At 52.8% G+C, this 23,689-nt stretch carries 23 protein-coding genes and 2 pseudogenes; 6 read left to right on the top strand and 19 right to left on the bottom strand.

The annotated features are described in order from the left end of the window. Positions 1-272: 272 nt before the first annotated feature. Complete coding sequence (locus tag ACFFK0_RS16635) at positions 273-1,292, bottom strand: DUF3231 family protein (RefSeq protein WP_377471393.1); 1,020 nt, start codon at positions 1,290-1,292, stop codon at positions 273-275. 467 nt (positions 1,293-1,759) lie between these two features. Between ACFFK0_RS16635 and ACFFK0_RS16630 the strand changes: the two are divergent. After that, a pseudogene (locus ACFFK0_RS16630) lies at positions 1,760-2,146 on the top strand (manganese catalase family protein); the annotation flags it as partial. A 244-nt stretch (positions 2,147-2,390) separates the two neighbouring features. On the opposite strand, the gene ACFFK0_RS16625 reads toward ACFFK0_RS16630, so the two are convergent. Both ACFFK0_RS16625 and ACFFK0_RS16620 read right to left on the bottom strand, forming a co-directional pair. Further along, a complete protein-coding gene (locus tag ACFFK0_RS16625; protein WP_377471392.1) occupies positions 2,391-2,762 on the bottom strand; it encodes an XRE family transcriptional regulator in 372 nt (123 codons plus the stop codon). Positions 2,763-2,990: 228 nt separating this feature from the next. Next, entirely contained in the window at positions 2,991-3,191 is a 201-nt protein-coding gene (locus ACFFK0_RS16620; protein WP_377471391.1) for a hypothetical protein, read from the bottom strand. 371 nt (positions 3,192-3,562) lie between these two features. Here ACFFK0_RS16620 and ACFFK0_RS16615 point away from each other — a divergent pair, with 371 nt between their 5' ends. Next, complete coding sequence (locus ACFFK0_RS16615; protein WP_377471390.1) at positions 3,563-5,155, top strand: recombinase family protein; 1,593 nt, start codon at positions 3,563-3,565, stop codon at positions 5,153-5,155. A 300-nt stretch (positions 5,156-5,455) separates the two neighbouring features. Here ACFFK0_RS16615 and ACFFK0_RS16610 read toward each other — a convergent pair whose 3' ends face one another. The 5 genes and pseudogenes from ACFFK0_RS16610 to ACFFK0_RS16590 form a co-directional block, all read right to left on the bottom strand. Then, positions 5,456-5,914 (bottom strand): SAM-dependent methyltransferase, encoded by a 459-nt coding sequence (locus ACFFK0_RS16610; protein WP_377471389.1) that lies wholly within the window; start codon positions 5,912-5,914, stop codon positions 5,456-5,458. A 307-nt stretch (positions 5,915-6,221) separates the two neighbouring features. Then, entirely contained in the window at positions 6,222-6,491 is a 270-nt protein-coding gene (locus ACFFK0_RS16605) for a DUF1801 domain-containing protein (RefSeq protein ID WP_377471388.1), read from the bottom strand. Between the two features lie 401 nt (positions 6,492-6,892). Beyond that, positions 6,893-7,093: pseudogene (locus ACFFK0_RS16600) on the bottom strand (manganese catalase family protein); the annotation flags it as partial. 27 nt (positions 7,094-7,120) lie between these two features. Continuing rightward, complete coding sequence (locus tag ACFFK0_RS16595; RefSeq protein WP_377471476.1) at positions 7,121-7,396, bottom strand: spore coat protein CotJB; 276 nt, start codon at positions 7,394-7,396, stop codon at positions 7,121-7,123. A gap of 80 nt (positions 7,397-7,476) precedes the next feature. Then, entirely contained in the window at positions 7,477-7,746 is a 270-nt protein-coding gene (locus ACFFK0_RS16590; protein WP_377471387.1) for a spore coat associated protein CotJA, read from the bottom strand. A gap of 187 nt (positions 7,747-7,933) precedes the next feature. Here ACFFK0_RS16590 and ACFFK0_RS16585 point away from each other — a divergent pair, with 187 nt between their 5' ends. Continuing rightward, positions 7,934-8,617 (top strand): C40 family peptidase, encoded by a 684-nt coding sequence (locus ACFFK0_RS16585; RefSeq protein ID WP_377471386.1) that lies wholly within the window; start codon positions 7,934-7,936, stop codon positions 8,615-8,617. A 44-nt stretch (positions 8,618-8,661) separates the two neighbouring features. Here ACFFK0_RS16585 and ytvI read toward each other — a convergent pair whose 3' ends face one another. The 6 genes from ytvI to ACFFK0_RS16555 all read right to left on the bottom strand — a co-directional run bounded on the left by ytvI (position 8,662) and on the right by ACFFK0_RS16555 (position 15,924). After that, positions 8,662-9,708, bottom strand: a complete 1,047-nt coding sequence (gene ytvI, locus ACFFK0_RS16580) for a sporulation integral membrane protein YtvI (protein WP_377471385.1) — start codon at positions 9,706-9,708, stop codon at positions 8,662-8,664. Positions 9,709-9,749: 41 nt separating this feature from the next. After that, complete coding sequence (locus ACFFK0_RS16575) at positions 9,750-11,060, bottom strand: hemolysin family protein (protein WP_377471474.1); 1,311 nt, start codon at positions 11,058-11,060, stop codon at positions 9,750-9,752. A gap of 96 nt (positions 11,061-11,156) precedes the next feature. Further along, positions 11,157-12,287, bottom strand: a complete 1,131-nt coding sequence (yfkAB, locus tag ACFFK0_RS16570; RefSeq protein WP_377471473.1) for a radical SAM/CxCxxxxC motif protein YfkAB — start codon at positions 12,285-12,287, stop codon at positions 11,157-11,159. A 651-nt stretch (positions 12,288-12,938) separates the two neighbouring features. After that, positions 12,939-14,039, bottom strand: a complete 1,101-nt coding sequence (locus ACFFK0_RS16565) for an HD-GYP domain-containing protein (RefSeq protein ID WP_377471384.1) — start codon at positions 14,037-14,039, stop codon at positions 12,939-12,941. 132 nt (positions 14,040-14,171) lie between these two features. Continuing rightward, on the bottom strand, positions 14,172-15,686 hold the full coding sequence (locus ACFFK0_RS16560; RefSeq protein ID WP_377471383.1) for a bifunctional metallophosphatase/5'-nucleotidase: 1,515 nt from the start codon (positions 15,684-15,686) through the stop codon (positions 14,172-14,174). Position 15,687: 1 nt separating this feature from the next. Next, positions 15,688-15,924 (bottom strand): hypothetical protein, encoded by a 237-nt coding sequence (locus ACFFK0_RS16555; protein WP_377471382.1) that lies wholly within the window; start codon positions 15,922-15,924, stop codon positions 15,688-15,690. A 77-nt stretch (positions 15,925-16,001) separates the two neighbouring features. Between ACFFK0_RS16555 and moaD the strand changes: the two genes are divergently transcribed. After that, positions 16,002-16,739 (top strand): molybdopterin converting factor subunit 1, encoded by a 738-nt coding sequence (moaD, locus tag ACFFK0_RS16550; protein WP_377471381.1) that lies wholly within the window; start codon positions 16,002-16,004, stop codon positions 16,737-16,739. A gap of 112 nt (positions 16,740-16,851) precedes the next feature. Next, complete coding sequence (locus ACFFK0_RS16545; RefSeq protein WP_377471380.1) at positions 16,852-17,889, top strand: HD-GYP domain-containing protein; 1,038 nt, start codon at positions 16,852-16,854, stop codon at positions 17,887-17,889. Positions 17,890-18,020: 131 nt separating this feature from the next. On the opposite strand, the gene ACFFK0_RS16540 is transcribed toward ACFFK0_RS16545, so the two are convergent. After that, positions 18,021-19,241 (bottom strand): C40 family peptidase, encoded by a 1,221-nt coding sequence (locus ACFFK0_RS16540; RefSeq protein ID WP_377471379.1) that lies wholly within the window; start codon positions 19,239-19,241, stop codon positions 18,021-18,023. A 161-nt stretch (positions 19,242-19,402) separates the two neighbouring features. Between ACFFK0_RS16540 and ACFFK0_RS16535 the strand changes: the two genes are divergently transcribed. Continuing rightward, positions 19,403-19,738, top strand: coding sequence for a hypothetical protein (locus ACFFK0_RS16535; RefSeq protein WP_377471378.1), 336 nt, complete (start codon positions 19,403-19,405; stop codon positions 19,736-19,738). 58 nt (positions 19,739-19,796) lie between these two features. Here the strand turns inward: ACFFK0_RS16535 and ACFFK0_RS16530 are convergent, their stop codons facing one another. The 4 genes from ACFFK0_RS16530 to ACFFK0_RS16515 form a co-directional block, all read right to left on the bottom strand. Further along, the gene (locus ACFFK0_RS16530; protein WP_377471377.1) at positions 19,797-21,449 is read right to left on the bottom strand and encodes a putative polysaccharide biosynthesis protein; all 1,653 of its coding nucleotides are present in this window, start codon (positions 21,447-21,449) and stop codon (positions 19,797-19,799) included. 94 nt (positions 21,450-21,543) lie between these two features. Next, the gene (locus ACFFK0_RS16525; protein WP_377471376.1) at positions 21,544-22,266 is read right to left on the bottom strand and encodes a ThuA domain-containing protein; all 723 of its coding nucleotides are present in this window, start codon (positions 22,264-22,266) and stop codon (positions 21,544-21,546) included. Positions 22,267-22,285: 19 nt separating this feature from the next. Then, positions 22,286-22,771, bottom strand: a complete 486-nt coding sequence (locus ACFFK0_RS16520) for a DUF456 domain-containing protein (RefSeq protein ID WP_377471472.1) — start codon at positions 22,769-22,771, stop codon at positions 22,286-22,288. Between the two features lie 32 nt (positions 22,772-22,803). Beyond that, positions 22,804-23,619, bottom strand: coding sequence for a Cof-type HAD-IIB family hydrolase (locus ACFFK0_RS16515; RefSeq protein WP_377471375.1), 816 nt, complete (start codon positions 23,617-23,619; stop codon positions 22,804-22,806). Positions 23,620-23,689: the final 70 nt, after the last annotated feature.

The following is a 23,689-nucleotide window of genomic DNA, read 5'->3' as shown; positions in this document are numbered from 1 at the left end:
ATATGAAGTTTAAACCGCCTTTATGAAAGAGGCGTTTTTGGGGGAAAAAATTTAATAGACCGGATGAATCGTTGTAATGTTGGAAAAGAAGCTGCTGATTGTTGGGATTCTAGGGAATGAGAAACGCCCGGCAGGTTCGTATTCGTATTCGTATGCTCGTACGCCTGTTCGGAACTGTTGAAAATCATGACCGTGGCTAAGTGAACCTTGGAGTGCCGTCAGCGACCCAACCCAATAACAACTCCTTGATTACATTCATTGAGGAAATTCTATCACGCTTTGGTCATTTCTTTCCGGTCAGGTGATAAAGGGGTTTGTTCCAACCAATGATTTTTTACCATCAGTTTAGCCCCTGCTTCAGCATAGAGACCGATCTCAGATAACAGACGGCCATATTCGACATGAATATCATGTCGCTGGCTTCCAGACAATGCCGCCCCATAATTAAAAATTCCCAATGCATTCAACCCATTAACATGAAAAAGCATTAACTTTTCTGAGAAAGGAGCATCTTTTGAATCCATCACATCATGGTCCCAAGTCATTGGAGCAGGTAAATCTTCTTTGCGTAGCATGCTGCTAAAGACTTCAAGGTGCTTTGAAGCTATATCCTTACCACGATTAAAGTATTCTTTTATTTCATCAGATTTTGTTACTTGACTGAAACCCATTATTAGGGCTTTACCTAGGGCATTTGTTAATATATTAGAATATAAATGCGTGATTTCCAAGGCATTTAGGGGACGGACGTGACCTAAAAAACCCGTAAAAAAACCTTTCGATTCAACAAACTCAACGTCGTGTGAAACCGTAATATATGGTGGACGTATAAAAATACCTTTTGATAAGGATACGTCTGCGACTTTATTGTATAGTTCCGTCAAAGATACAATACACTCCGACACGAAATCACGTACATCCGAACGAGCGATGTTAGGTAATGCGATAGCATATAAACTGAATCCGCTCTTTGTAGTTTGATGGAGATAATTCAAAAAGAAGGTATCAGAATACAATCTCGGAGCATTAAGGTTTACATCTTTATCCGTAAACCCAACTGGAATCGGAAACTTTTCATGTTCAAAAATTTCTGTTATGGTCGAAACATGCTTCTTAGATATAGAAAGTGCATATTCCAACACTTCTTTGATTTCTATGTCTTCAACGTGTTTATTAAAGTATTGAAGAATACAAACCGCCATTGAATTCCCCATGTATGCTCCCCATAAATTTGCGATCTCCGCAGATGTTAAGCGGATGTTATGTCGAGTTAAATGTTCATTATGCTGCATCGTTTTTATCTCCTCTTTAGTCATTAAAAATATGATGCCACTAAACTGGAATTTTATCCTGGTTACAAAATTGCATTTTCACTTCTCAAGGAGCAACGGTGACCGACGCGAAACGGCACCAGCGGTGAAAATAAAAGATGCAGATTGAACGCGTCGTTAAGCTAACAGAGATTATATTAATGATGCCAGAGCGTCCTATTTATGATTGTAAAAGTTACCTGGTTTATGGAGAGCTTTAATAATTTCGACGACTAAGTATGGGGACGACTTGGGACCAAGCATTAAGGTATGTTTTGCAATTGATGCAGATTACCCCGTTTATTTCTGTGATTTTCCTGTTCATACAGATCACTTCATACCATGTGCATGCTCTTGACAAGATGGAGCTTCAAATTGTGAAATCATATGTGAAATCTACAATGAGATTAGATTATTAACAATTCCAATATCACCCATAACAACAATGTACCAAGGAATTCGCGCACCTAGAAATGATTGCCACGATGATCTACAAGCTCACGAAGGACGCTACGCCGGAGCAGCTGCGGGCCGTCGGGCTGGGCGATCATTACGCGAACCACGACACGGCGCTGTTTTATCATAATGCTGCCGGCGTTCCTTGGACGGCTACCTACATTCAAGCGAAGGGCGATCCGATCGCGGATCTGTACGAGGACATTGCCGCCGAGGAGAAGGCAAGGGCGACGTATCAGTGGCTGATCGATATGACGGACGACGTCGATCTGCAGGACGGCTTGAGGTTTCTGCGGGAGCGAGAAGTCATTCACTCGCTGCGGTTCCGGGAAGCGGTGGAGATCATCAAGGAGGATCAGGCAGCGAAGAAAATATTTTGAATGATATGGTTGGCCCAGGGAGAACTCCCTGGGTTTTAGTCTGGATAAGGGAGTCAATTTCTGAGGGAAACCTCAGCGCGATAGTGGTTTACAAGGGAGACGGGCCTACTTGCTCCTATATCCATAAGGAGAGCCCTCTTCCGCTTCATGTTTTGTAAAGTCTCAACTTCATGTTTCGTGAAGTCAGATGCACCAGTCAAGTGCATGTGTGCTGCCTGTACTACCTTCATACTCGTTCCACCTATTAATTCTGATATTGCTTCCAATGCAGCTCCTGCCGGTGCAACTTCCACATGCATGACCAACTGAACATATACTCCTTACAAAGGACCGCAACGTAATGCGTCAAGACTGTGATCGCCTCAATGGATTCCATGATGGCCGCCTTAATGGCCTGTTTGTCGCTGTCTAAAAGCTGATCCTTCCGCTTGGTAATCGGCGCCGCAGACAATGCTTGAAGCGCCTCGCTAACTTCCTCCGAAGTCATCAAGTGGACGTTTGCCTTGTGTAAATCATCAGCGTTGTTCAAATACGGAACGCAATCGCCGGCAGTCACTTCCTCCATAGCTGCGAGATAAAGCTTTCGCTCATCGTAATGTGCCGCAGTGGTTGTCATCTGATCGAGCGATGGCGCTCGGGTACCTGTTGCTACTTATGCAATCGTTGAACTGCTCACGTGCACTGCGCTGGCTGGTAAATCTCGTGTTTCTTCGCGCTCGGACAGAACCTTATCAAACGTTTGTCCAAAACTTACTTGAAAACCCTCCCATTTGTCCAAATCCCATCTGGATTTTGACGTTAATAGTTGTTAATCTTGATATGTATCATCCAATTACATGGATGGTCATAATCGGCATTCCCTACTGCTCGCAACTTCTTGGCGGGCTCTTTTTTCTTCAATAAGCCAACCGATCGCGTGCATTTCATTAAGTACTCTTTGTTTGGCCTCTGGAGTTGAAACAAAAAAATTGCTGGCGATATGAACCGTGCTGTTGCCAAATTTATATGTCTCAACGATGTTTGGCTCTTCCATAGCTTTTTTCATAATCGCGGCACCACCTTGTGTAGGTTGTTCACTATTCAAGGTATGCAGCTGTTGAAGTGGGACGGGCATATTATTTTCATCGAGTTATTGAGAAGGCCCGTTGGCCTTTTCTTTTTCAATAAAATAAGAACAAACATTCCCATCAAGGGAACCAATGCTGCATAACTACCAAAACACACCACTCTAGGACAGCGTCAAGCGTATGTAACTCGGTATGCGGAGACTGAATTCTTCCATAATCTTGAGCAATTTATTTTCAGGCTTTCCGATATTGAAGAAGTGTTGCAAATGGAGGTTAGCCCGTATTATGAATGGGTGGTTTAATCTCATACTCGTTGAAGCACTCATGATCACGAAACAGGGGGGTCAAAATGTATCAACTTCCGGAAGGCAAATATGCCGCTTACCTTCGTAAGTCTCGGATTGACCTCGAAAACGAAGCCCGCGGTGGCGAGGATACTTACGTAGCACACGAGAAGATTTTGATGGACCTCTGCAGCCGTTATAACATCAATCTGACTAAGATATACAGGGAAAAGCCGGCGACGTCTGGGGAGCGCATTTCTGAACGCCCTGAGATGATTTCTCTGCTGGGCGATGTAGAAGACGAGCAATGGACCGGTATACTCGTGGTTGAGGTTGAGCGACTTGCCCGCGGCGACACCATGGACCAGGGGATTGTTGCGCAGGCATTTAAATATTCGAACACCCTGATCATTACTCCGATGCGAATTTTTGACCCCAAGAACCCCGACGATGAAGAATATTTTGAATTCGGGTTGTTCATGAGCCGGAGGGAATTCAAAACAATTACACGCCGTCTCCAGGGCGGCCGCATAAGCGGTGTTCGTGACTTCGGTAGATATGTGGGCAATCAAGCTCCGTATGGGTACGAACGCGAGAAGTTGCCTGGAAAGGGCTTCACGCTTAAACCTCACCCTGAAGAGTCTCCCATTGTTGAGCTCATCTTCAGCCTTTATACTAACCCAGACCCTGAGAAACGGATGGGTACCGGATTGATTGCAGCATATCTGAATGATAAGAAGGTTCCTACACGCCGTAATAAGAAGTGGACAGTCGCCACGATAAACGGGATTATCAGAAACCCCATATACATCGGAAAGGTACGATGGGGCGCTCGGTCAATAGTGCGGAAGAGAGATAGCAAAAGCCGACCAAGAAAGCCAGTCGATCAATGGATCATGGGCGAAGGTCTTCACCCGCCACTGATCGATGAATCCACTTATAAACAGGCTCAAGAAATCATGAAAAACAATGCTCATGCACCGGCTCCGCGTGGTATCGTTAAAAACCCACTTGCCGGACTTGTAAAATGTGCTATGTGTAATGCTGCAATGATTTTAAGGCCACATCGGGGTAAAACACCTCCCACGTTAATGTGCTCGACTCAGTATTGTAAGACTGTCAGCTCCTATCTGGAAATCGTGGAGCAACGATTAATTCAGGCTCTTAGAGAGTGGATAAACAATTACAAAGCCGAATGGGATAAGACAAAACCAAGTGATGGGCATGACAGCGGAGATACAGTGGTTAAGGTGCTCGAGGAGCGTTTGAAGGGATTGCAAAAGCAATTAAATGAATTGCAGACTCAAATGAACAACCTTGATGACCTGGTTGAAAGAGGGGCCTACTCTATTGAGAAATACGTCGAACGCTCCAAGGTGCTGACCGAGCGTACAGATCTGCTCAAATCAACGATAGCGGCTACAGAGTCTGAGCTGCTCATTGAAAATAAGCGAAATGTCGCCAAAATCGAGATTATCCCTAAGGTTGAAAACCTTCTGGATCAATACTACAAAACAGACGATCCTAAGATTCGAAATGATCTATTGAAATCCGTCCTGGAACGTGCGATTTATCGCAAAGAGCGCGGCGGACGCTGGAGCGGCATGAAGGATCAATTTGAGTTGCTGCTTTATCCAAAGATCGATAAAAACCCATAAAAATGTTTAGAATGAAAAGAAAGATTTAGGCTGGATGTCTTTAATCCACGGCTGTAAGCCAAAGTATTAACCGGCCAAAGAACATGAAACAGCGACAGCCATGGGCTCGATAATAAAAGTCCTGACTGTCGCTGTTCTATTGAATTAACGTTCTCCGTTAGGTTAATCATTTTAGGGTATCACTTGAAACGAAAGGATTGAATACTTGTTTATCTATCGACATGGAGTTGATTACCTAAAGGGTCCAACGATCGTGGAACATGTTCCAAGTTTCTGAAGCAACTCAGAACGCAGCCGGAGTTACCCCCAGTAATTTTTCATGAGGTCTGAGACCCAGGATGGTTGCTTAATCTCCCGATGTTGTGTAAATTCCTTCATTACAGGTTTTAAATCTAGTACCGGTGTCCCATTTATGGCATCAAGTCCTTTAACATAGATCTTATTGCCTTCTCGCTTTATTAATTCTACTGTAGTTAGCCCGATTTTGTTTGGTCTATTCTTTCCTCGTTGGGCGAAGATTCCTACTTTCGGGTACGCTTTGTTATTCCGTGGGTGTCTTGCATCCATTTCGATATTATCATCTTTTACTTTATCAAAGTAAAAGATGACTTCTATATGTGAGAAATCATCGATGCCTACAAGACTCTGTTCAGTGTATCCATCTGCAAGCTCAATAGAGGATATAACTTCACCCCAATAATCATCTTCTGTTGTTTCTCTACTGTTTCTAACATAAGCAACCGGTTGCATGTTAATCATAATGTTTACCTCCCAATTTGAATAAGTAGCAAACTAAGTAAGCAACATCTGCAGTCCACCAATCTCAATTATTCCTTTTATCGTTCCCCACCTTTTTGTTTCACTAAGTGAAATGAGGTTCTATCTGTTAGTATCACTATTTTACGGTAAAAGTTCCATTTGTTCAACAAATCTGCCCGATAGTTCAACGGCAAGAGGAGCAGCTGCCGCGGCGGGCAAACTGCTCCTGGATCAATAAACTAAAGTTCTTCGTTAGTTGAGTCCTTCTGCTAAAGTTTCAAATTCACTTGCAGATTAATTTGTTTTTTTACGTTACATCTACCCATCTTCTGACCACTTCTTTTAGCAGTTCTCTTTTTGCCTCGACATCTCTTATACTGGAAAATTTTATGCTGGCCCTGTCATTTGCTGCCCATTCCATAAGCCCTTGCAAATCTTCGAAATGAGGCTTTAAGTTTACGCTTTCCTTTGCTTTGGCTCCTCGGTGAAGCACAAGTCTAAAAAAACCGTTACCATGAAGGTTAAATGTTACTCTATCGTCATTATGAAAACAGAAACTTGGTGCATTCCATTTCACTTGTTCAGTAAGCTCCTTATCAATACTTAAGATGATTCTACGAACTTCCTCTATCTCATTTTTTTAATGGATGTTCAAGTTTCTGAAGGTATTCTTCGACTTGTTGTGGACCTGAAAGTTTCGCCATTCTGACCACTTCCTATTTATTTGATAGTAATAACAATCGATTTCGAAATACTACAACCCCTATTCGTTAGAGGCGGGGGACAGTCAGCTTAATATTATTACAATGTATAACTAAGAGCTTCTTTTCGATTGCTATCTTTGATTCAACAAGGTTTATGCCTGCGTTATCCTGCCCGTTCGTATAGCTTAACCCCCTTGTCAGTCAAATACAATATTTTCTGCTGAAAAAATAAAAAATCCCAAGTGCTTGGGATTTTCATTCACCTATATCTATAGTGTACTAATTCCTCCGTCCCGATGTCCGTCAGCAGCCCGATCACTTTGTCCGGAATCGTGTATCGCTGGTTCAAATACCGCAGCGCCGCGGCGAGCTCGCCGTCCGCTCCTCCATACTGCTCGTGAAGCAGCTTTGCCATGTACGGGTCGCATTTGCTTACCTTGACAGGATACTGCAGTTTCTTCTCATACACCCACATTGCACGGCCCCTCCTTAAGATCCGATCTCACACCTGCCACGGCCACGGCCCGTTGTTCCATTCCCACGGGGCGCGCGAAAAGCTTTGTCCGAATGGCTTCAGCGGGCCGAATTCGTGCTCGAAGGTCATACTCAGCTGCCGCCGCGCCGCCGCGAATTGATTGTACTGCTGCAGGGCAGCCATATCGCCCGGATGTGTATCCAAATAAAGCGTAAGCTCGACGAGAACGAAATCCATCGCCTGCAAATCGTGCAGCAGCTTGTAATACCGCTCCGGCATCGGCATTGATACCGCAGCATGCATCGCTCTCGGCTCGGATGAAGGCAAAGCCCCGGCCTGCTCCAGCCTCGACTCCGACTCAGACGCTCTCGGCTTGTTGACAGTCATCGCTCCTGCTCCTCTCCTGGCCGCTCCTCTTCCCGAATGTGCGTGATGAAGCGCTTCGGCTCGTACGGACTGTAATAGGCCGGCCATAACGTCCCGAGCCGCAGCGCTTCATATGGACTGAATTGCGGCAGACCGGGCGGCTGGAACGGTGCGGTGACATTGGGCGGCACAATATACGTCTTTACAGGGATCGGCGGGCACGGGTCTTGCGGACTGATGTACGGATGCCACACACGCAGCTGCTCTCGTCTCGGATCAACAGTCATGGGCATGCTCCTCCTCGCTGTTCGTCTGTCATGGTTACAACTATGTTGAGTACAAGCGCCAATATGCCTGTTTTGCCCGCCGACTTACAAGTTTTGCGTGTTGTTTGCACCGGCCCCGAGCGCCTACAATGATTACCGGAAGCAAACGGGGGTCTCAATACTCTTACCAATGCGGAGGACATTCACAATGATGACTTATACATTCAAAACATTACGCACGCTGATTTTGTCGGCCGCCCTGTTCACGACCGGCGGCGCTCTGACGCTGATGGTCGGTACCGCTCAGGCGCAAGCTGCAACGACGGCGCTTTCCCGAGGCATCAGCGGCGGTGCCGTCAGCGAGCTGCAGGCGCATCTGCGGGATATGGGTTATTTTACGTATCCGAACGTCACCGGCTTCTACGGACCTTACACCGAAGCGGCGACGCGCAAGTTCCAGAACGAGCACAGCCTCCCCGTGACCGGCACCGCCGATTCGGCGACATTAGCCGCCATCCGTGAAGCCGTCATGATCCGGCTGGTCAAGGATGCGGCCACCTATACCGGAACGCCGTTCCTGTGGGGCGGGACGACGCCGAGCGGCTTCGACTGCTCCGGCTTTGTCTATTTCATGTTTACCAAATTCAGATTTCCTACGTACCGTACGACGGCAGCAGAGCTGTACAAGCAGGGCACAACCATCGATAACTCGAACTTGAAGCCCGGCGACCTCGTTTTCTTTAGCGGCAAACAGGATGGCGTCATCACGCACGTCGGCATCTATGCCGGCAGCAATAAATTTATTTCGGCGACTTCGTCGAAGGGCATCGCAACAAGAGCATTGAATCATGCGTATTGGGGCCCCCGCTATGTCGGAGCCAAGCGCGTATAAACGACGGAAGACGCCCGCAGCTACAGGCCGCGAGGCGTCTTCGTTCAATCCAGCTTAATACCGATATTCAATAATCCGACCCGCCGCATCGCCTGATAAATGATGACTATGACTGGCCCGAGGAAAATGCCGACGACTCCCGCCAGCTCAAATCCGATATAGACGGAGATGAGCGCGGCCAGCGAGCTGATGCCTACGGAATCGCTCAAAATTTTGGGCTCGACGATCCGGCGGAACAGGGCGATGACGAAAAATAGCACGAGGATGGCGATGCCGAGCCCGGAATTGCCGTTCAAAAACTGATACCCCGCCCATGGGACGAAAATCATCGCGGTGCCGACAATCGGAATAAACTCGGCTACGGATACGAGCACAGCGATAGCAAGCGGATAATCGGCGTCCAGCATCATAAGTCCGACGAAGCATACGAGGTATGTCAACATCGATAAGATCAGCTGTGCCCGGAGGAAGCCGAAGATCGCAAGCCGCAGATTGTCCAATACGTCGGCCACTTTATCCCTCGACCCTTCCTCAAATAAAGCGATGAAGCCGCTGTGCAGCATGGGCAAGCTGTACGCATACAAATACAGCGCAATCACATAAACGACCAGGAAAATGAAAAAATTCGGAATCGAATACGCAATGCCGAGAAAATAGGCGGAAATCCCGGTAATAAACTCCGTCAAAGAATCCGTCAAGTGCAGAAGCCCGCTTTCGATCGTGCCGCGCAGCATGTCGGCCGTTTCCGGCGGCAGCGAATTATAGAACAGGCGCGTCTGTTCCGTCGCATTGTCGATATAGGTTCTTGCATCGGCGATGTGCTGGGGAATGTCTTTCCAAAATCGAATCACTTCCGCCACAATCTTCGTTCCCAGCAAATATGCCGCGAGCAAAGCCGTTAACGTAAAGCAGGTACATACGATGGTCGCGGCGATGAAGCGGTTTACTTTCACCCGCTGTATAAGCAGCCGATGAACCGGCTCAAGGAAAATGGCCGTCATCAGCGCTAACAGGAAAGGCAAGCCTACGGTAAACATCCCGTACAAGACCAGCAGAGCCAGTCCTAGCAGAACCATCGTTCGAAGCGACATTCGCGCCCCGCTCCCTCCCGGCTCTCCGCCGAAATGATCGACTACAGCTGACCGATCTGCTCGCCTTCCGTCACCTTATTTTCCAGCATGCGGATCGCCACCCGGACGACGCGCAGGCGCTCGGCTTCGGCGACTTCGTATTCGTAACGGCCGTGAACGAGCTTCTTCCCCTTCGCCACGGCCCCCTCCAAATGCTTGAACATCCAGCCGCCGATGGAGTCGACCTCCTCGTCCTCAATGTTGAGCCCAAGCGAACCGTTCAAGTCCTCGAGCAGCATTCTCCCGTCGACGAACGTCACGTCGCCGCTCACTTCCATTTCCGGCCGCTCATTCTCATCGAATTCGTCCAGCAGCTCGCCGACAATCTCCTCCAGAATATCTTCCGTTGTCAGCAGTCCTGCCGTCCCCCCGTATTCGTCGACGACGATCGCGAGCTGTGAGTGCCTCTTTTGCATCAGCTTCAGCACGCGGGACACCTCCATCGACTCCGGCACGTTCAAGATCGGGCGTATGAACGTCTCCAGGACGTTGTCTTTATCCGGATCGGCTGTAAGCAGGTCGGTAATATGTACGAACCCGACAATCTGGTCCTTGTCCCCTGCGGCAACCGGATAGCGGGTATGCTTCGTTGCATACACCAGTTTCATGTTCTCTTCGAACGAACTCGTCAAATACAAGCAGTCCATATCGATCCGCGGCAGCATCACCTCGCGGGCGATGCGGTCCGAGAACTCGAAGATGTTGTCGAACAGCGCCATCTCGTCCTTGTCGATGTGACCGCTGCGTGCGCTTTGATCCATCAAGATCCGCAGCTCTTCCTCCGTGTGAGCCGCTTCCGCCTCCCCCGCCGGCTTGACGCCGACGAGCTTCAGCAGGCCGGCTGCGGCTTTGTTGAGGATCCAAATGAACGGGCGGAATATCCGGTAAAACATAAGCAGCGGCATGGCCAGCCACAACGAGGTCGTGTCGGGCCGCTGAATGGCAAGCGACTTTGGTGCCAGCTCGCCTAATACGATGTGCAGAAACGTGATTGAGACGAACGAAACGATGAACGACACCGTATGGGCAAAGATCGCATTCTCCAGGTGGAACGCCGCCAGCGCCGGCATAACGACCAGCTCCGCGAAGGCCTGCTCTCCGACCCACCCGAGCGCGAGCGAAGCGAGCGTAATGCCGAGCTGCGTCGCCGACAAATACGTGTCCAGATCGCGAGTAACGGCCAATGCGTACTTCGCTTTCCCGTTGCCTTCGTCGGCCAGCTGCTGCAATCTCGATTGTCTGACTTTGACCAGGGCGAATTCCGCAGCGACGAAGAATCCGTTAAGCAGCACAAGAGCGAGCACCAGCAGCATATTGACTATGATGAGGTCCAAGTGGAAGGCGTAATGTTCCTGTGGCACGGTTTCAGCTCCTATGTCGAGAGTCTGCGGACATCGGCGGCGCCGAAGCTAGACGACGGCTTGGCGGTGGTGAAAATCGACATCCCGGTAGTACGAATCGGCAACGAGCAGGTTCGGGCCGCAGCAGGCGGCGGCCGGGCAATGGCAGTTGACCCGCAGGTTCAGCGGATGGCGCTCCCACTTCGCAAAGATATCGTCTAGCCGTTCCGTCAGCATCGAGCCGAGCGGCGGCTCGTTGGCGAAGTCGGTTACAAACACGTCCCCGGTAAACAGGTTAACATTTAGCCGGTTTCGCCCGTCCGGATCGTTGCGAACCGTAACGTTCGGCGCTTCGCGCAGCCGCTTGACGATCTTCAGATCATCGTCCCGGTCGCTGCAGGCGAAGAAAGGCAGCGTACCGAATAGCATCCAGACATTCGGATCGCGCGCATCGAGCAGCCGGCCAATCGCTGTCCGCAGTTCCTCAAGCGTCAGGAGCGGCAGCCCGGCGGCGAAAGAGCTCGGATACATCGGATGCACCTCATGGCGCTGACAACCCATCTCTACGATTAATCTATGGATCTCGGGCAGCTTCTTATGCGTACGAAAATTAATCATCGTCTCGGCCGAGACGAACAGGCCGCCGCGGGTTAGCGCCTCGGTGTTGTCGATCATCCGCCGGTACAGCTTATCCGCCGTCTCGCGGTTTACATCGCGGCCGGTACGGACGAAGCCGACCTGGTGGAAATCCGCCGGATCGGTGTAGTTGAACGATATATGAAGCACGTCAAGATACGGAGCTATAAGCTCATAGCGTTCCAGATCGAGTGTCGCGTTCGAATTGATCTGGGAACGGATTCCCCGGGACCGTGCGTACTGCAGCAGCGGTACAATCGTATCCCGTACGGTCGCTTCGTGAAGCATCGGCTCGCCGCCGGTAATGGAGATCGTCTCCAGCCGCTCCACTTCCTCCAGCCGCCTCAGCACCCGATCGACCGGGATTCTCGCCCCTTCCTTCATGGTAAGCGAATCTCCGACAGCGCAGTGCTCACACCTCATGTTGCATAAATTCGTCACAGTGAATTCGACGCTCGTAAGCGTATGGCGGCCGTACCGCCCTAGCGAGCGGATCGGATCCCATGGGTCGTATTGCGGTGTCAGCGGGGCAAGCTCTAACGCTTCGGCATTTGTTGTGTGTATATTCACGATTTGCAGTCACCTATCTATTAGAAGTTTACCCCTTATTGTACCTGAAACAACCGCAAAAGAAAATTGTACCGCTGCCTTACGGTTTTTTCCATAACACGCCCAGCCACTTAGGAGCCCACCCAGTTCGCCCGCCCCAGCAGCTTCATGAATGCCGGGACCAGCGTTATCCGAACGACGGCGGCGTCGACCAAGACGGCCAAACCGGGTCCCAAGCCCCTTTATAAGCCTGATGTCAGTAACAAGAAGGAGTCTACTCATAACGACAGTAAGCAGGATCGGCCGTTTCATTACGGCTTTGTTCAGCTACCGCCAGGACGCCCCTCCGCTACCCTCTTGCCGCCATGCTCCGGGAACGACCCGAAGCGCGTTGATGAGAGCGCCCAATAGGACCAGGAAAGCCGCAAACAGCGTACTGCGGCCAGCACGGAGATCGCCACAACGAGCACACCTCCGAGATAGAGCGATTGGAAGAAGGAAAGCGGAATAAATTCATCCGTACTCTCACAGGGAATCCCTCGGGATGACGAAATGCCACAATCCGCAAAATTGGGTTTCCGTATCGGTTCCCGGCAGCAAAAAAGAACCTGCTCCCAGGTTCTCTTTGACCGTTATCCGTCGTAGTTTACCCACATGCCGCTTACTTTAAAACTGCACGACGCTGACCTTATTCACGGCAGTAATCATCACGGTCAGCTTCTTGGACAGATCGATTTCGTAAGGCTGGACCTCCTGCCCGTCCGCATCTTCCAGCACCCGCACGACCGGGCGGTGCGGAGCGGACGAGTTCAAATCGACGACGACACCCGTTTCTCCGGTATTGAGACCGACCGTCACACCGATCGGGTAGAGCGCGATTTTGTCACGAAATAAGGCGATTTTCTCCTGATCGTACAGCGTGCCCGCTCCGGTAAACAATATTTCCATTGCCTGATGGGGCAGCATCGTATCCCGGTATACCCGCTGCGTCGTCATTGCGTCGTAGGAATCGACGAGCCCGATCCAGCGCGCATACTCGTGAATGTCCGTTCCGGCGATCCCGCGCGGGTAGCCGCTGCCGTCGATCCGCTCATGATGCTGAAATGCGCAGTGGGCCGAGATCAAAGGTATGTTCGGCTCGTCCTTGAGGATTTGAAAGCCGTACTCGGCGTGCTTGCGAATGACGGCAAACTCTTCATTCGTCAGCTTGCCCGGCTTGCGCAGCAGCTCCAGAGGCACCATAGTCTTGCCGATATCGTGCAGCAGCGCCCCGAGCCCCAGCACCATCAACTCTTCCTTGCTGTATCCGTGTGCGAGACCGAGCATCGTCGCATAAATGCCGACATTCATCGAGTGCTGATACAAGTAATGGTCCGTCACCGAAATATTCGTCAGCATGATCATCGCTTCGGGGTGGCCCGCAAGCTCGTCGATGACATCCTCCAGCAGCGGACGGAACGATTTGCCTAGCTGATATGAGCTAACGAGCCTCTTCTTGCCGGCGTCTTCCATCATTCGCCGGAAAGCGGTACGAATTTCTTTCGTGGCACGTATTCTCGTCTCGTCGCTCAATATGTTTTGGATGACTATATCATCCGTTCTCGAATCTTGTATGTATACATAATCGATACCGTAACGGCTGAGCCGGGTGATCAGCGGTTCGGACAGCTCCACTCCGGAAGCTAGCAGAACAGCCCCATCCTCGTTATAGATATTCCTGCCCAGCTTCATTCCCGGCCTGCAGGAGCTCACAGACACCAGCCGCATTGGACCTCACCTTTCTCTACCTTATGTCGACACTTAGCTAGCATCTCATTTAAGAGTATCGGATTTTATGGAAAAGAGCAATGAAAAAACCGCGTCATTCGCGCGGTTTCAACAAACTCTGTCGAATTTTGCTTACAAAGGCGGTGCGGTTTGAGGCTGATCGTCCCCGGTCAGCTTCCACCGCAAGCGGTAGCAATCGCGCAGGGCATCTTCACTTCGAAGCTGGACGGCCAGCACCTCTCGCAGCAGCTCGGGGAGCATATACTCCACATGCGTTCCTTGACCGAGAGACAAATATCCCGATCCGAACGTGAACATATCGATCGTACCGACAACGTACTCCCGCTCGTCCTCCAGCTCGCCGCCCCCGTCGATTTGTATGCGGCGAATGCGCTCGTAGGCGGGGCGGTCGAGATCGGCCTCGACCGTCAGCCCATCGACGGCCAAAGTGCCCAGCACCTTGCCGCGAAAGCCTAAGCCGCGAATTTCGAGCGCGGTGAATTCCGGCAGCAGCGCCTCCTCCAGCGCTTGCCGGATATGCTTGCCGAGCAGCCGCAGCCGGCAAGGATTGATCGGGCCGGGACACAACGACAGCATCGCGGATCTCGTGACGGGACCGGCCGGCAGTCCGGCGAGCGCCTGGCCGGCGTTCACGAGCCCGAGCTCCGCTCCGGCCCACGCCCTCAGCCCGCTCGCCATCAGATTGCCGAGCGGCGATTCGCCGGTCCAGCTGAGCGGAACCGGCTGCTTCAGCAGTGCGACCGTCTCGCCCAGCACGGCCGCGCTCTCCCGCCGGCTCTCGGCGATGACCCGGCCAACCGCCACGTCGGGCGCCCAGCCGCCGACATCGACGACGCGCCCGGCGGCGCTGACGATACGGCGCCGCTCACGGTCGTAGGACAGCTCGACGACGCCCGCGTGCTGGCCGAATTTGCCTGCGCCGCAGACGGTCACCGCACCGATCTGCAGCGGCTGCTCCAATACATGGTGCGTATGTCCGCCGAGAATTACGTCGATGCCGGGCACTTCCGCCGCCATTCGTTCGTCAAGGCGCAATCCGAGATGCGACAGGACAACGACGATGTCCGACTCTTGCTTGAGACGCGCAGCCTGCTTCGCTACCGCTTCCAGCGGATCGTCGACCTCCCAGCCGAGCAGCGTATAGTAGATCGGATATGCGAACGTAGCGCCGGTAAGGCCGATGCGAAGTCCGCCCTTCCGGACGATATGCGAAGGCGTCATCCAGGCGGGAATTTGCCCTGTAGACGTCTCCCGCAAGTTGGCGCAAATAACCGGGAAGCTAGCCCGGCCGGCAAAAGCATCGCGAAGCCTATGCTTCTCCAGCGTCAGTCCCTCGTTGTTGCCGGGCACGAACGCCTCGATCCCCGTCGCGTTCAGAACGTCCACGTTGGCACGCCCTCCCGTTCCCTCCGTCTCCGGACTCATCCGGTCCAGATGATCGCCGATATCGACGGCGAGAACCCGTTCGCTCCCTAACCGCTCCCGCTCGGTTCGAATGAACGAGGCGATGCGCGGCATCGACTCAAAGTGGCTATGAATATCGTTGGTATGGATAATGGTCAGCTTCTCCAGCCGCTCCGATTGCTGCTCGTATACCGGTTCCATCCGCACCGCTCCCTTCGTCATACTAAAGCCGCTTCCCAGTCTGCTCCTCCGGCGAAAGCCGGATGACGAAGCCGTAGACAGCTTCACTTCCTAATGACACATCCGTCAGGAAAGCGAGCTTAACGACGCTCTTCACATCCAAGCATTGACTGCACCCGTCAGGAGCATACAGCTGCAGCGGGGCTCCCTTGCGCAGCGGCGTAATGTCCACCGTCACCGCCATGCTGCTCTCGCCGTGATAACAATTCATCGGTTCCATTATACCTTGCTCTTCATAAATGTGATATGCTTATCCCATTAGACTCATGTCGATAGTTTGTACGGAGGTATCGCTCTATGTCGAATGAATATCAGGTTCAACTGTTTGCAGGACTTGCCGAAGCGGCCGGCGCCCCAGTCGTCCGGCTTGCTTCCGAACGTGAGAAGGTGACAGTCGCCGAGCTGAAGGCGATGCTGGCCGAAGCGTATCCGCAGGCGGCGGCCATTCTGCGGACGTCCTTCGTCGCCGTCAACCAATCGTATGCACCGCCGGAGGATATCGTTTCCGTAACCGATGAAATAGCAGTCATTCCGCCGGTTTCCGGCGGCGAGCCCGCGGCTGAAGGTCAGCTGCAGGAGGACGATGCTTCGCTCTACCGGCTTACTTATGAACCCATCCAGTCGGAATCGGTTCTGCAGCAAGTGCTGGATCCGAACCACGGCGCCTCGCTTCTCTTCGTCGGGACAACCCGTGAATGGACCAAGGGCCAGAGGACGGTCAAGCTGGATTACGAAGCCTACGAGCCGATGGCCTTAAAGACGATGGAACAAATCGGCAATGAGATCGGGCAGCGCTGGCCCGGCACACGCACGGCGATTACGCACCGCTTGGGTACGGTACAGATCGGTGAAGCGAGCGTCGCCATCGCCGTTTCCGCACCGCACCGCGGCGACTGCTACGAGGCTAGCCGATATGCGATCGAGCGGCTTAAGCAGATCGTCCCGATTTGGAAGAAGGAAATTTGGGAAGACGGGTCGGAGTGGAAAGGGCATCAGCAGGGTCCCTGGAATCCGACGGCCACCCCCCATTCTTAAATATTTTTTTACAAATGACAATGGAATTTGACGAATATCGACTGCCTTGTTACAATTCTTGGGAATGCACTAGTTGTAAAGCCGAACTTACAACCGACAAAGGATGATCCCCGTGAGAGTTTCTCTATTCCAGGTCGAGGTCGGTGACCGACTGCTTGCCGACGTTTTTAATTCCTACGGATTGCAGCTGATTGCTGCCGGCACCCAGCTGCAGAAGAGTGACATCGCGAAGCTCGCCTCGCATAACGTGGATTATGTGGACATCTTGCCAAGAAGCGACAACAACGCTCCAGTACAAGCCGGATACTATGAACAAGAACGCATGGATTCGTTCCACGGTGCCGTGGACGGCATCAAGAAGCTTTTTGAAAGCGTTCGCGCAGAAGGCAAGCTCAATGAAAACGAAGTAAACCGCAGCTTTGAGCCACTCATCGATAACTTTCAGCAGGAGAAGGACGTCGTCTCGATGCTGCTGGTCCTCAACTCGAAGGACGATTATACATATCAGCACAGCGTACAGGTCGGCATGCTGTCGTATTATATTGCCAAATGGTCCGGGGCGAATGAAGATGAGGCGCTGCGCGCAGGCAAAGCGGGCTATCTTCATGATATCGGCAAAAGCCATATCGACAATGCGATCCTTCAGAAGCCTTCGCGTCTCACCGATGAGGAGTACGAGGAAATCAAGAAGCATACCATCTACGGACACGACATCTTACGGCGTTCTTTCCATGACGATGAGCTGGCTCTTGTCGCCCTGCAGCATCATGAACGACTGGACGGCCGCGGTTATCCGCACGGCATATCGGCCGAACGCATGCATCCGACCTCCAAAATCGTCGCCGTCGCGGATGTGTACAGCGCTATGATCTGCACAAGGGTTTACCAGCAGAAGCGGGATTTGCTCGTCGTATTGAGGGAGCTGCATCGGATGAGCTTCGGCGAGCTGGATCCCCACCACGTTCATGCGTTTATTTCGCATATGATACCGAATTTTATCGGAAAAGCGGTCACCCTTAAGGACGGCCGCAGCGGCACCATCGTCATGACGAATCCCCAAGACTATTTCCGGCCGCTCGTTCGTATTAACGGTGTTTTCTATGATTTAAGCAAAGAACGACATTTGGAAATTGAAACGATCTCCATGTAGCATGCTCTCATCGCTATTATCGCTTCTTGTAGGAAAAGCTCCTGCTCCGCGTCGATCCGCGGCTCAGGAGCTTTTCCTATGGTCACTGCTTTACTTTAACCTATTGCGATCTATTTCGATTTTTGTCCGGCTCAATAGGCAACCCGCTTCGCGTACAAATACGTTCTTTTCCAATACGCCTTGTTAATGTTCGTAATTTGCACGCCGTTCTTCGGCTTCGGACTCGCATGGAGCATTTGGTTGTTGCCGATGTAAATACCGACGTGGCCAACCGTTTTGTTCGCCTTAAATCTCCCAGGCACATAGAAATACATCAGATCGCCGCGGCGCAGATTTTTGCGGGCGACCGTCGTCCCGATTCTCGCCTGCTGCCGTGCCACCCGGGGCAGCTTGACGCCGTAATGGCCGAACAAATATTGCGTGAAGGTCGAGCAGTCGAATCGGCCTGACTGCGCGTACGGCCTTGCTCCAAACTGATATTTCACACCCATGTAACGTTTGCCTCTGGCGATCAGCCCGTTAATATCGATATTTTTGGCGGCCGCTGCGAGAACGAGCGGTTCCAGATCGAAGTCTTCGGCCAGAACCGGTATTTCCGCTTGATCTCCTGACGCAGCCGAAGGTTTCCCCGCTTCGGCATTCGGGTTCGTATCCGCCGTACGGAACGGATCGTTCGGATCTTCGCCAAAATCCAGGCCGTCTGCATCCTGTCCGGCTCCGGAAGCCGTCGTCTGCCCGGCGTCATCCGACTCGTTCAGGGGTTCGACCTGCTCCGGAGACGGGTGAACAATCAATTGTCCGTCCCTGACCTCAGCATTCATATCCTGCCGGAACAAGTCTACAACGGCGGATAGCGGCACATACATGCTGCCGTCCTTCATAACCGGAGGCGCCGGCAATGTAACCGGGTCTCCGTCCTTCACCGCTTTGGTCGAGTTATTCGTCAATTCAAATGGAAAATCGTTCTCTCCCATCCGCATCGTTTGCGACGTGGCGTCCCATTCCGTCTGTAATTCCAATATATCCGTCAGCTTCCGAAGCGGAATATACGATGCTCCGTTAATCGACTCCGACGCGATGACGGCGTCGCCGCTGCCATTGGCCGAGTTTATCGTCGCGCCCTGCTGAGACGAACGGGCTTGCATCGATCCGCTTGCCGACGATGAACCTGAGGCTGTCTGCGGCGAGTTCAGGCTTTGCTGCTGCGTATTCGGCGCTTGATTCGCTTGCTGAGATTGCTGGGTTCCCTGCGTTCCTGCATTGTTCGTGTCCGCTCCGCCGCAGCCCGACACGCCTGCAATACTGAAAGACAACAATAGCATGCCGAGCGATTTCATATGGCGTCGATTCATGTAAGGTTTGCTCCTTTGTTCTAATGATTCGTTCCATTCAGTAGTCTCGGGACTTGGCAGCATTCATATGCAGCCCGCAGCGAGGCAAAAGATGCCAAACCGACCCCGATATGCTAAGATGAACGTAACGATGTTTCTCAAGGAAAAAGGAGCGATTTCGGATGTCCCAGGAACCGGCATCGACCGATGAGATGTCAGGCCGGCAGCCGATATGGCAGCCGCTGCCCGAGCCCCCGGCTCCCTCCGCCTCTTCCGCCGTATCCCTCATATGCGGGATCGCGGCCGTGGCGCTGAACGTCTTTTTCATCACTTCTCCTCTCGGTCTGATATTCGGAATTATCGCCCTCATCAGCGGAATCATTGCCGGCAGATCAAGCCGCAGCGGGCGTGCAGGACTCGTCCTCGCCGCAGTTTCGGCGCTAGTACTTTTGATTTATCTTGCAAGCGTCGGACTGCCGATGCTGGTCGATCCGACTCTCGGACCTAGAACGGAATAATCATAGCAAAACCCCGATAACCGGTTCTTCCTCGGCTATCGGGGTTTTGTTCGTTTGTTTACGCTCCTGCACGCCCCATCAGCTTCTGCCCCTTGCCGATCAGCTTCTGCAGCGGCTTAGGCAGCTTATCGATGTCGTTCTTCGTCACGACCCGGAACAGCACGAGGCCGATTGCGTATGCGGCGACCGTCCAGCCCGCGACGATCACGGCGTTCACGATCTCGTTCATCCGGCTATAAGCGAACAGCTTTACCGCCCCGTGCGTCCATAGCTCGAGCGGAATGCCGAGTCCGACGATGACCGCCGTCGTCAAACCGAGTCCTATCCATTTCCTGCCCAGCACATGGAAGTTGATCTCTTTGCGAAGCACAAGGAGATTGAACGCCGTCATCGCAACAAAACATAAGCCGGTGGAAACGATCAGTCCGTATATGCCGATAAATGGGGCCAGCGCATACGTCCCGGCCAGCTTGATCGCAATGCCGATGCCGACACTGACGATGAGCGCCTTCATTTTGCCCATGCCCATTAATACGCCGCCGGAAGTTTGCATCAAAATCTGGAAAAGCGCACCCATTGTCAACAAACCGATGATGTAAGGAGCGTTCTCGTAGCCATACGCCGTCTTCTCGTAGCCGAATATCGCTCCGTCAATCGGCCGTGCGGCAATGGCGATGAGCAGCACGGCCGGCAGCCCGGACAGCAGCGAGATTTGCAGAACACGCGAGGTCTGGGAACGTACCTGCTCGAGATTACCGCTCGAGTATGCGGCGGAAATGATCGGGACGATCGACTGGCTGAGGGCGATCGCCAGAATGATCGGAATGCCTGCGAGCGATTGGGCCCGCCCCGTCAATATGCCGAGCAGCTCGCGGCGCTGCTCCAGCTCGAACGTACCGCTCAGCAGCGGGTGCAGCAATCTCGAATCGATCAAATATATCAGCGTCACGACAACCGAATACAGAACGATCGGTACGGAGAGGCGAAGCAGCTTCGCATAGATAACCCGATAGGGCATCAGCGGCGCCGAAGCTCCATCCTCATTCCCTTTTCCGGCCTCCGAGGCCGCTACCCGGTCTTCCCGCCGCAGCTTCAGCATGTAGTAGACCATGACCGCCAGCGCTGCCGCCCCGCCGACGACTCCGCCGAACGATGCGCCCGCTATCGCTTCAACGTCCCCGACATGAAGCAGCGCATAAGCCAAACCGACGGCTGCCGCCAAGCGGAATACCTGCTCGATCACCTGCGAGACGCCATTGGGCATCATCCGGCGCCGCCCTTGAAAATAACCGCGCATCACGGCAATCAGCGGAAACATCAGCATCGCCGGCGCAATCGCTTGCGTCGCTAAAGCAGCTTTCGGGTCGCCGGCCGATTCGGCATACCAAGGCGCCAGCGCGAACAGCAGTACCGCCATTACGAACCCCGAGGCTAGCGAAAACCATACCGCCGCCCGATATATCCGGTCCGCCTCCCGCTGCCGGCCGAGCGCGGTGGATTCGGCCACCAGCTTGCTGAGCGCACTCGGTATCCCCGCGGTGGCGACAACCAGCAGGCTGGAATACAAATTGAACGCGATGCCGTATGAGCCCATGCCGGTATCGTCCAGCAGATGGACGAGCGGAATTTTCTGAAAGACGCCGATGAAGCGCGCCACCAGTGCCGCGACGGTAAGAATGAGTGTACCTTTAATCAGCGAATCTTTGGACATATGGGCTCCTGCCTACTTCCTTCATCAAAATAAATAAGTGCGCTTAGTACGAAGACCGCCCCGCCTGACGGCAAAGCGGTCCTCCATACGTAACTTACTTCGAACGAATCTCTTCGAGCGGCTTATGGTTGCCATAGTACTGCTTCGTCCCGTGCGGCTGCGCAGCCCATCTCACGCCATTCGAAATGACCTTCAGCACATTCTCGTCGTAATACGTAGGGTGCGTCTCATGGCCAGGGCGGAAATAAAAAATTTTCCCTTGTCCGCGATGATACGTTACACCCGAGCGGAACACCTCGCCGCCTTCGAACCAGGAGATGAAGACCAGCTCGTCGGGAGCCGGAATATCGAAGTGCTCGCCGTACATTTCCTCATGCTTCAGCTCAAAGTATTGCCCGAGCCCTTCCGCGATCGGATGCGCCGGGTCGACGACCCAGATCCGCTCCTTCTCGTTCGCTTCGCGCCATTTCAGATCGCAGCTCGTTCCCATGAGCTTCTTGAATATTTTGGAGAAGTGGCCGGAATGCAGCACGATGAGCCCCATCCCTTCCCATACGCGCTTCTGTACCCGCTCCACAATCGCGTCGTCAACCTTGTCATGGGCCATATGGCCCCACCAGATCAGCACATCCGTATCGTTCAATACCGCTTCGGTCAAGCCATGCTCCGGCTGCTCCAGCGTCGCCGTACGAACGTCGAAGCCGGAACCGGCGATGCCTTTGGCGATGGCGTTATGGATACCTTCGGGATATACGCTGCGAACTTCCTCATGCGTTTGCTCGTGAACATTTTCGTTCCAGACCGTTACCTTCACCACTTGATTTCACTCCTCTGCGTTAGTTCACCAACAGCCAGACGATGAAGAGGACAATCATGAGCGCTTGCAGCAGCACTTTGACGACGACACTCGAGAAGAATCCGACGACCGCGCCGATTCCGGCCCGAACCCCTTGCTGCCACGCAGCGCCGGTCATCAGCTCGCCGATGAGCGCGCCGAGGAATGGACCGATCAACAGACCGAACGCCGGGATGACGAACGGGCCCAAAATAATGCCGATCGTGCTTCCGATAACGGACGCGCGCGTACCGCCGAATTTCTTCACCCCGATCGCACTAACCGCATAATCTGCGGCAATAAGCGTTACAGCGATGGCCGATTGAATAATCCAGAACCACCAGCCGAACGGCTCCCACGAAATCAAAAATCCGTAGGCGATGTAAGCGCCGATAATGGCGAAGACGCCGGGCAGGACCGGAAACACGGCCCCCAGCATGCCGACGGCGAACAACAGCACGACAACGATCCAACCGATGACTTCCAGTGTCACAGGGCTGCCTCCTTATGAGGTAATGATCAATACTCCTTCGGAGCTTGTGCAGCTGCGGTACCGGCTGCATGCCGGCCGGCCGTGCCGATTTCCGGCAAATCGCTGCGCTGCAGCACGTATTCGCTGATGATTTTCGCAACGCCGTGCTCCTCATTCGTTACCGTCACGACATCAGCCGCCGCCTTCACGCCGTCCTGCGCGTTGCCCATAGCGACGCCCAGCCCCGCTTCCTTAATCATGGCGAGATCGTTGAAGCTGTCGCCCATCGCGATTACTTCGTCCATCGTGATGCCGAGCATGTCGCAGACGCGGCGGAGGCCGCTTGCTTTGGACACGCCCAGCGGATTCAGCTCGATATTGCAAGGGTGAGAATTGGTAATTTCCAGCGTCCCCCAGCTGTCTACCGTACGTCGAATGGCGGCAAGCTTCTCCTCATCTTCCGTATAATACCCGAATTTCAGCCAATGAATGTCATCCGGCGCGTCCGTCCAGCCATCCTTGTTGAAGATGCCTTCCACCGCGTAAGCCCAGTACCAGGTGTCGTTCTCCACAGCGATGCGGTGCAGCTCCTTAATCGTCGCAACGGGCATCAGCTCGCGGTGAAGCAGCTCGTCGGGATTTTTCCATACTTCGCTGCCGTTGACCGCGACGATCGGCGTTTGCAGGCCCAGCTCCCTCACATAAGGGGAGGCGCTCTGCACGCCCCGTCCGGTCGACATCATGACCGTTACACCGGCGTTAAGCGCAGCAAAGATCGCCTCGCGATTTTCCGCGCTGATATGCTTCTCCTCGTTGAGCAGCGTTCCGTCCATATCGAGTGCGACCAGCTTATACTTTCCCATGGTTCCTCTCTCCCTCAATAAATTAATGTTTTCTCCGTTTTTCTGACTTTTTCGCGTGTTTTCTTCTTTG

Origin of the sequence: Paenibacillus chartarius (assembly GCF_042432825.1) — a bacterium.
Classification (GTDB): domain Bacteria; phylum Bacillota; class Bacilli; order Paenibacillales; family NBRC-103111; genus Gordoniibacillus; species Gordoniibacillus chartarius.
The sequence above is the reverse complement of the archived record's forward strand: the minus strand, read 5'-3'. Positions and strand labels throughout refer to the sequence as shown.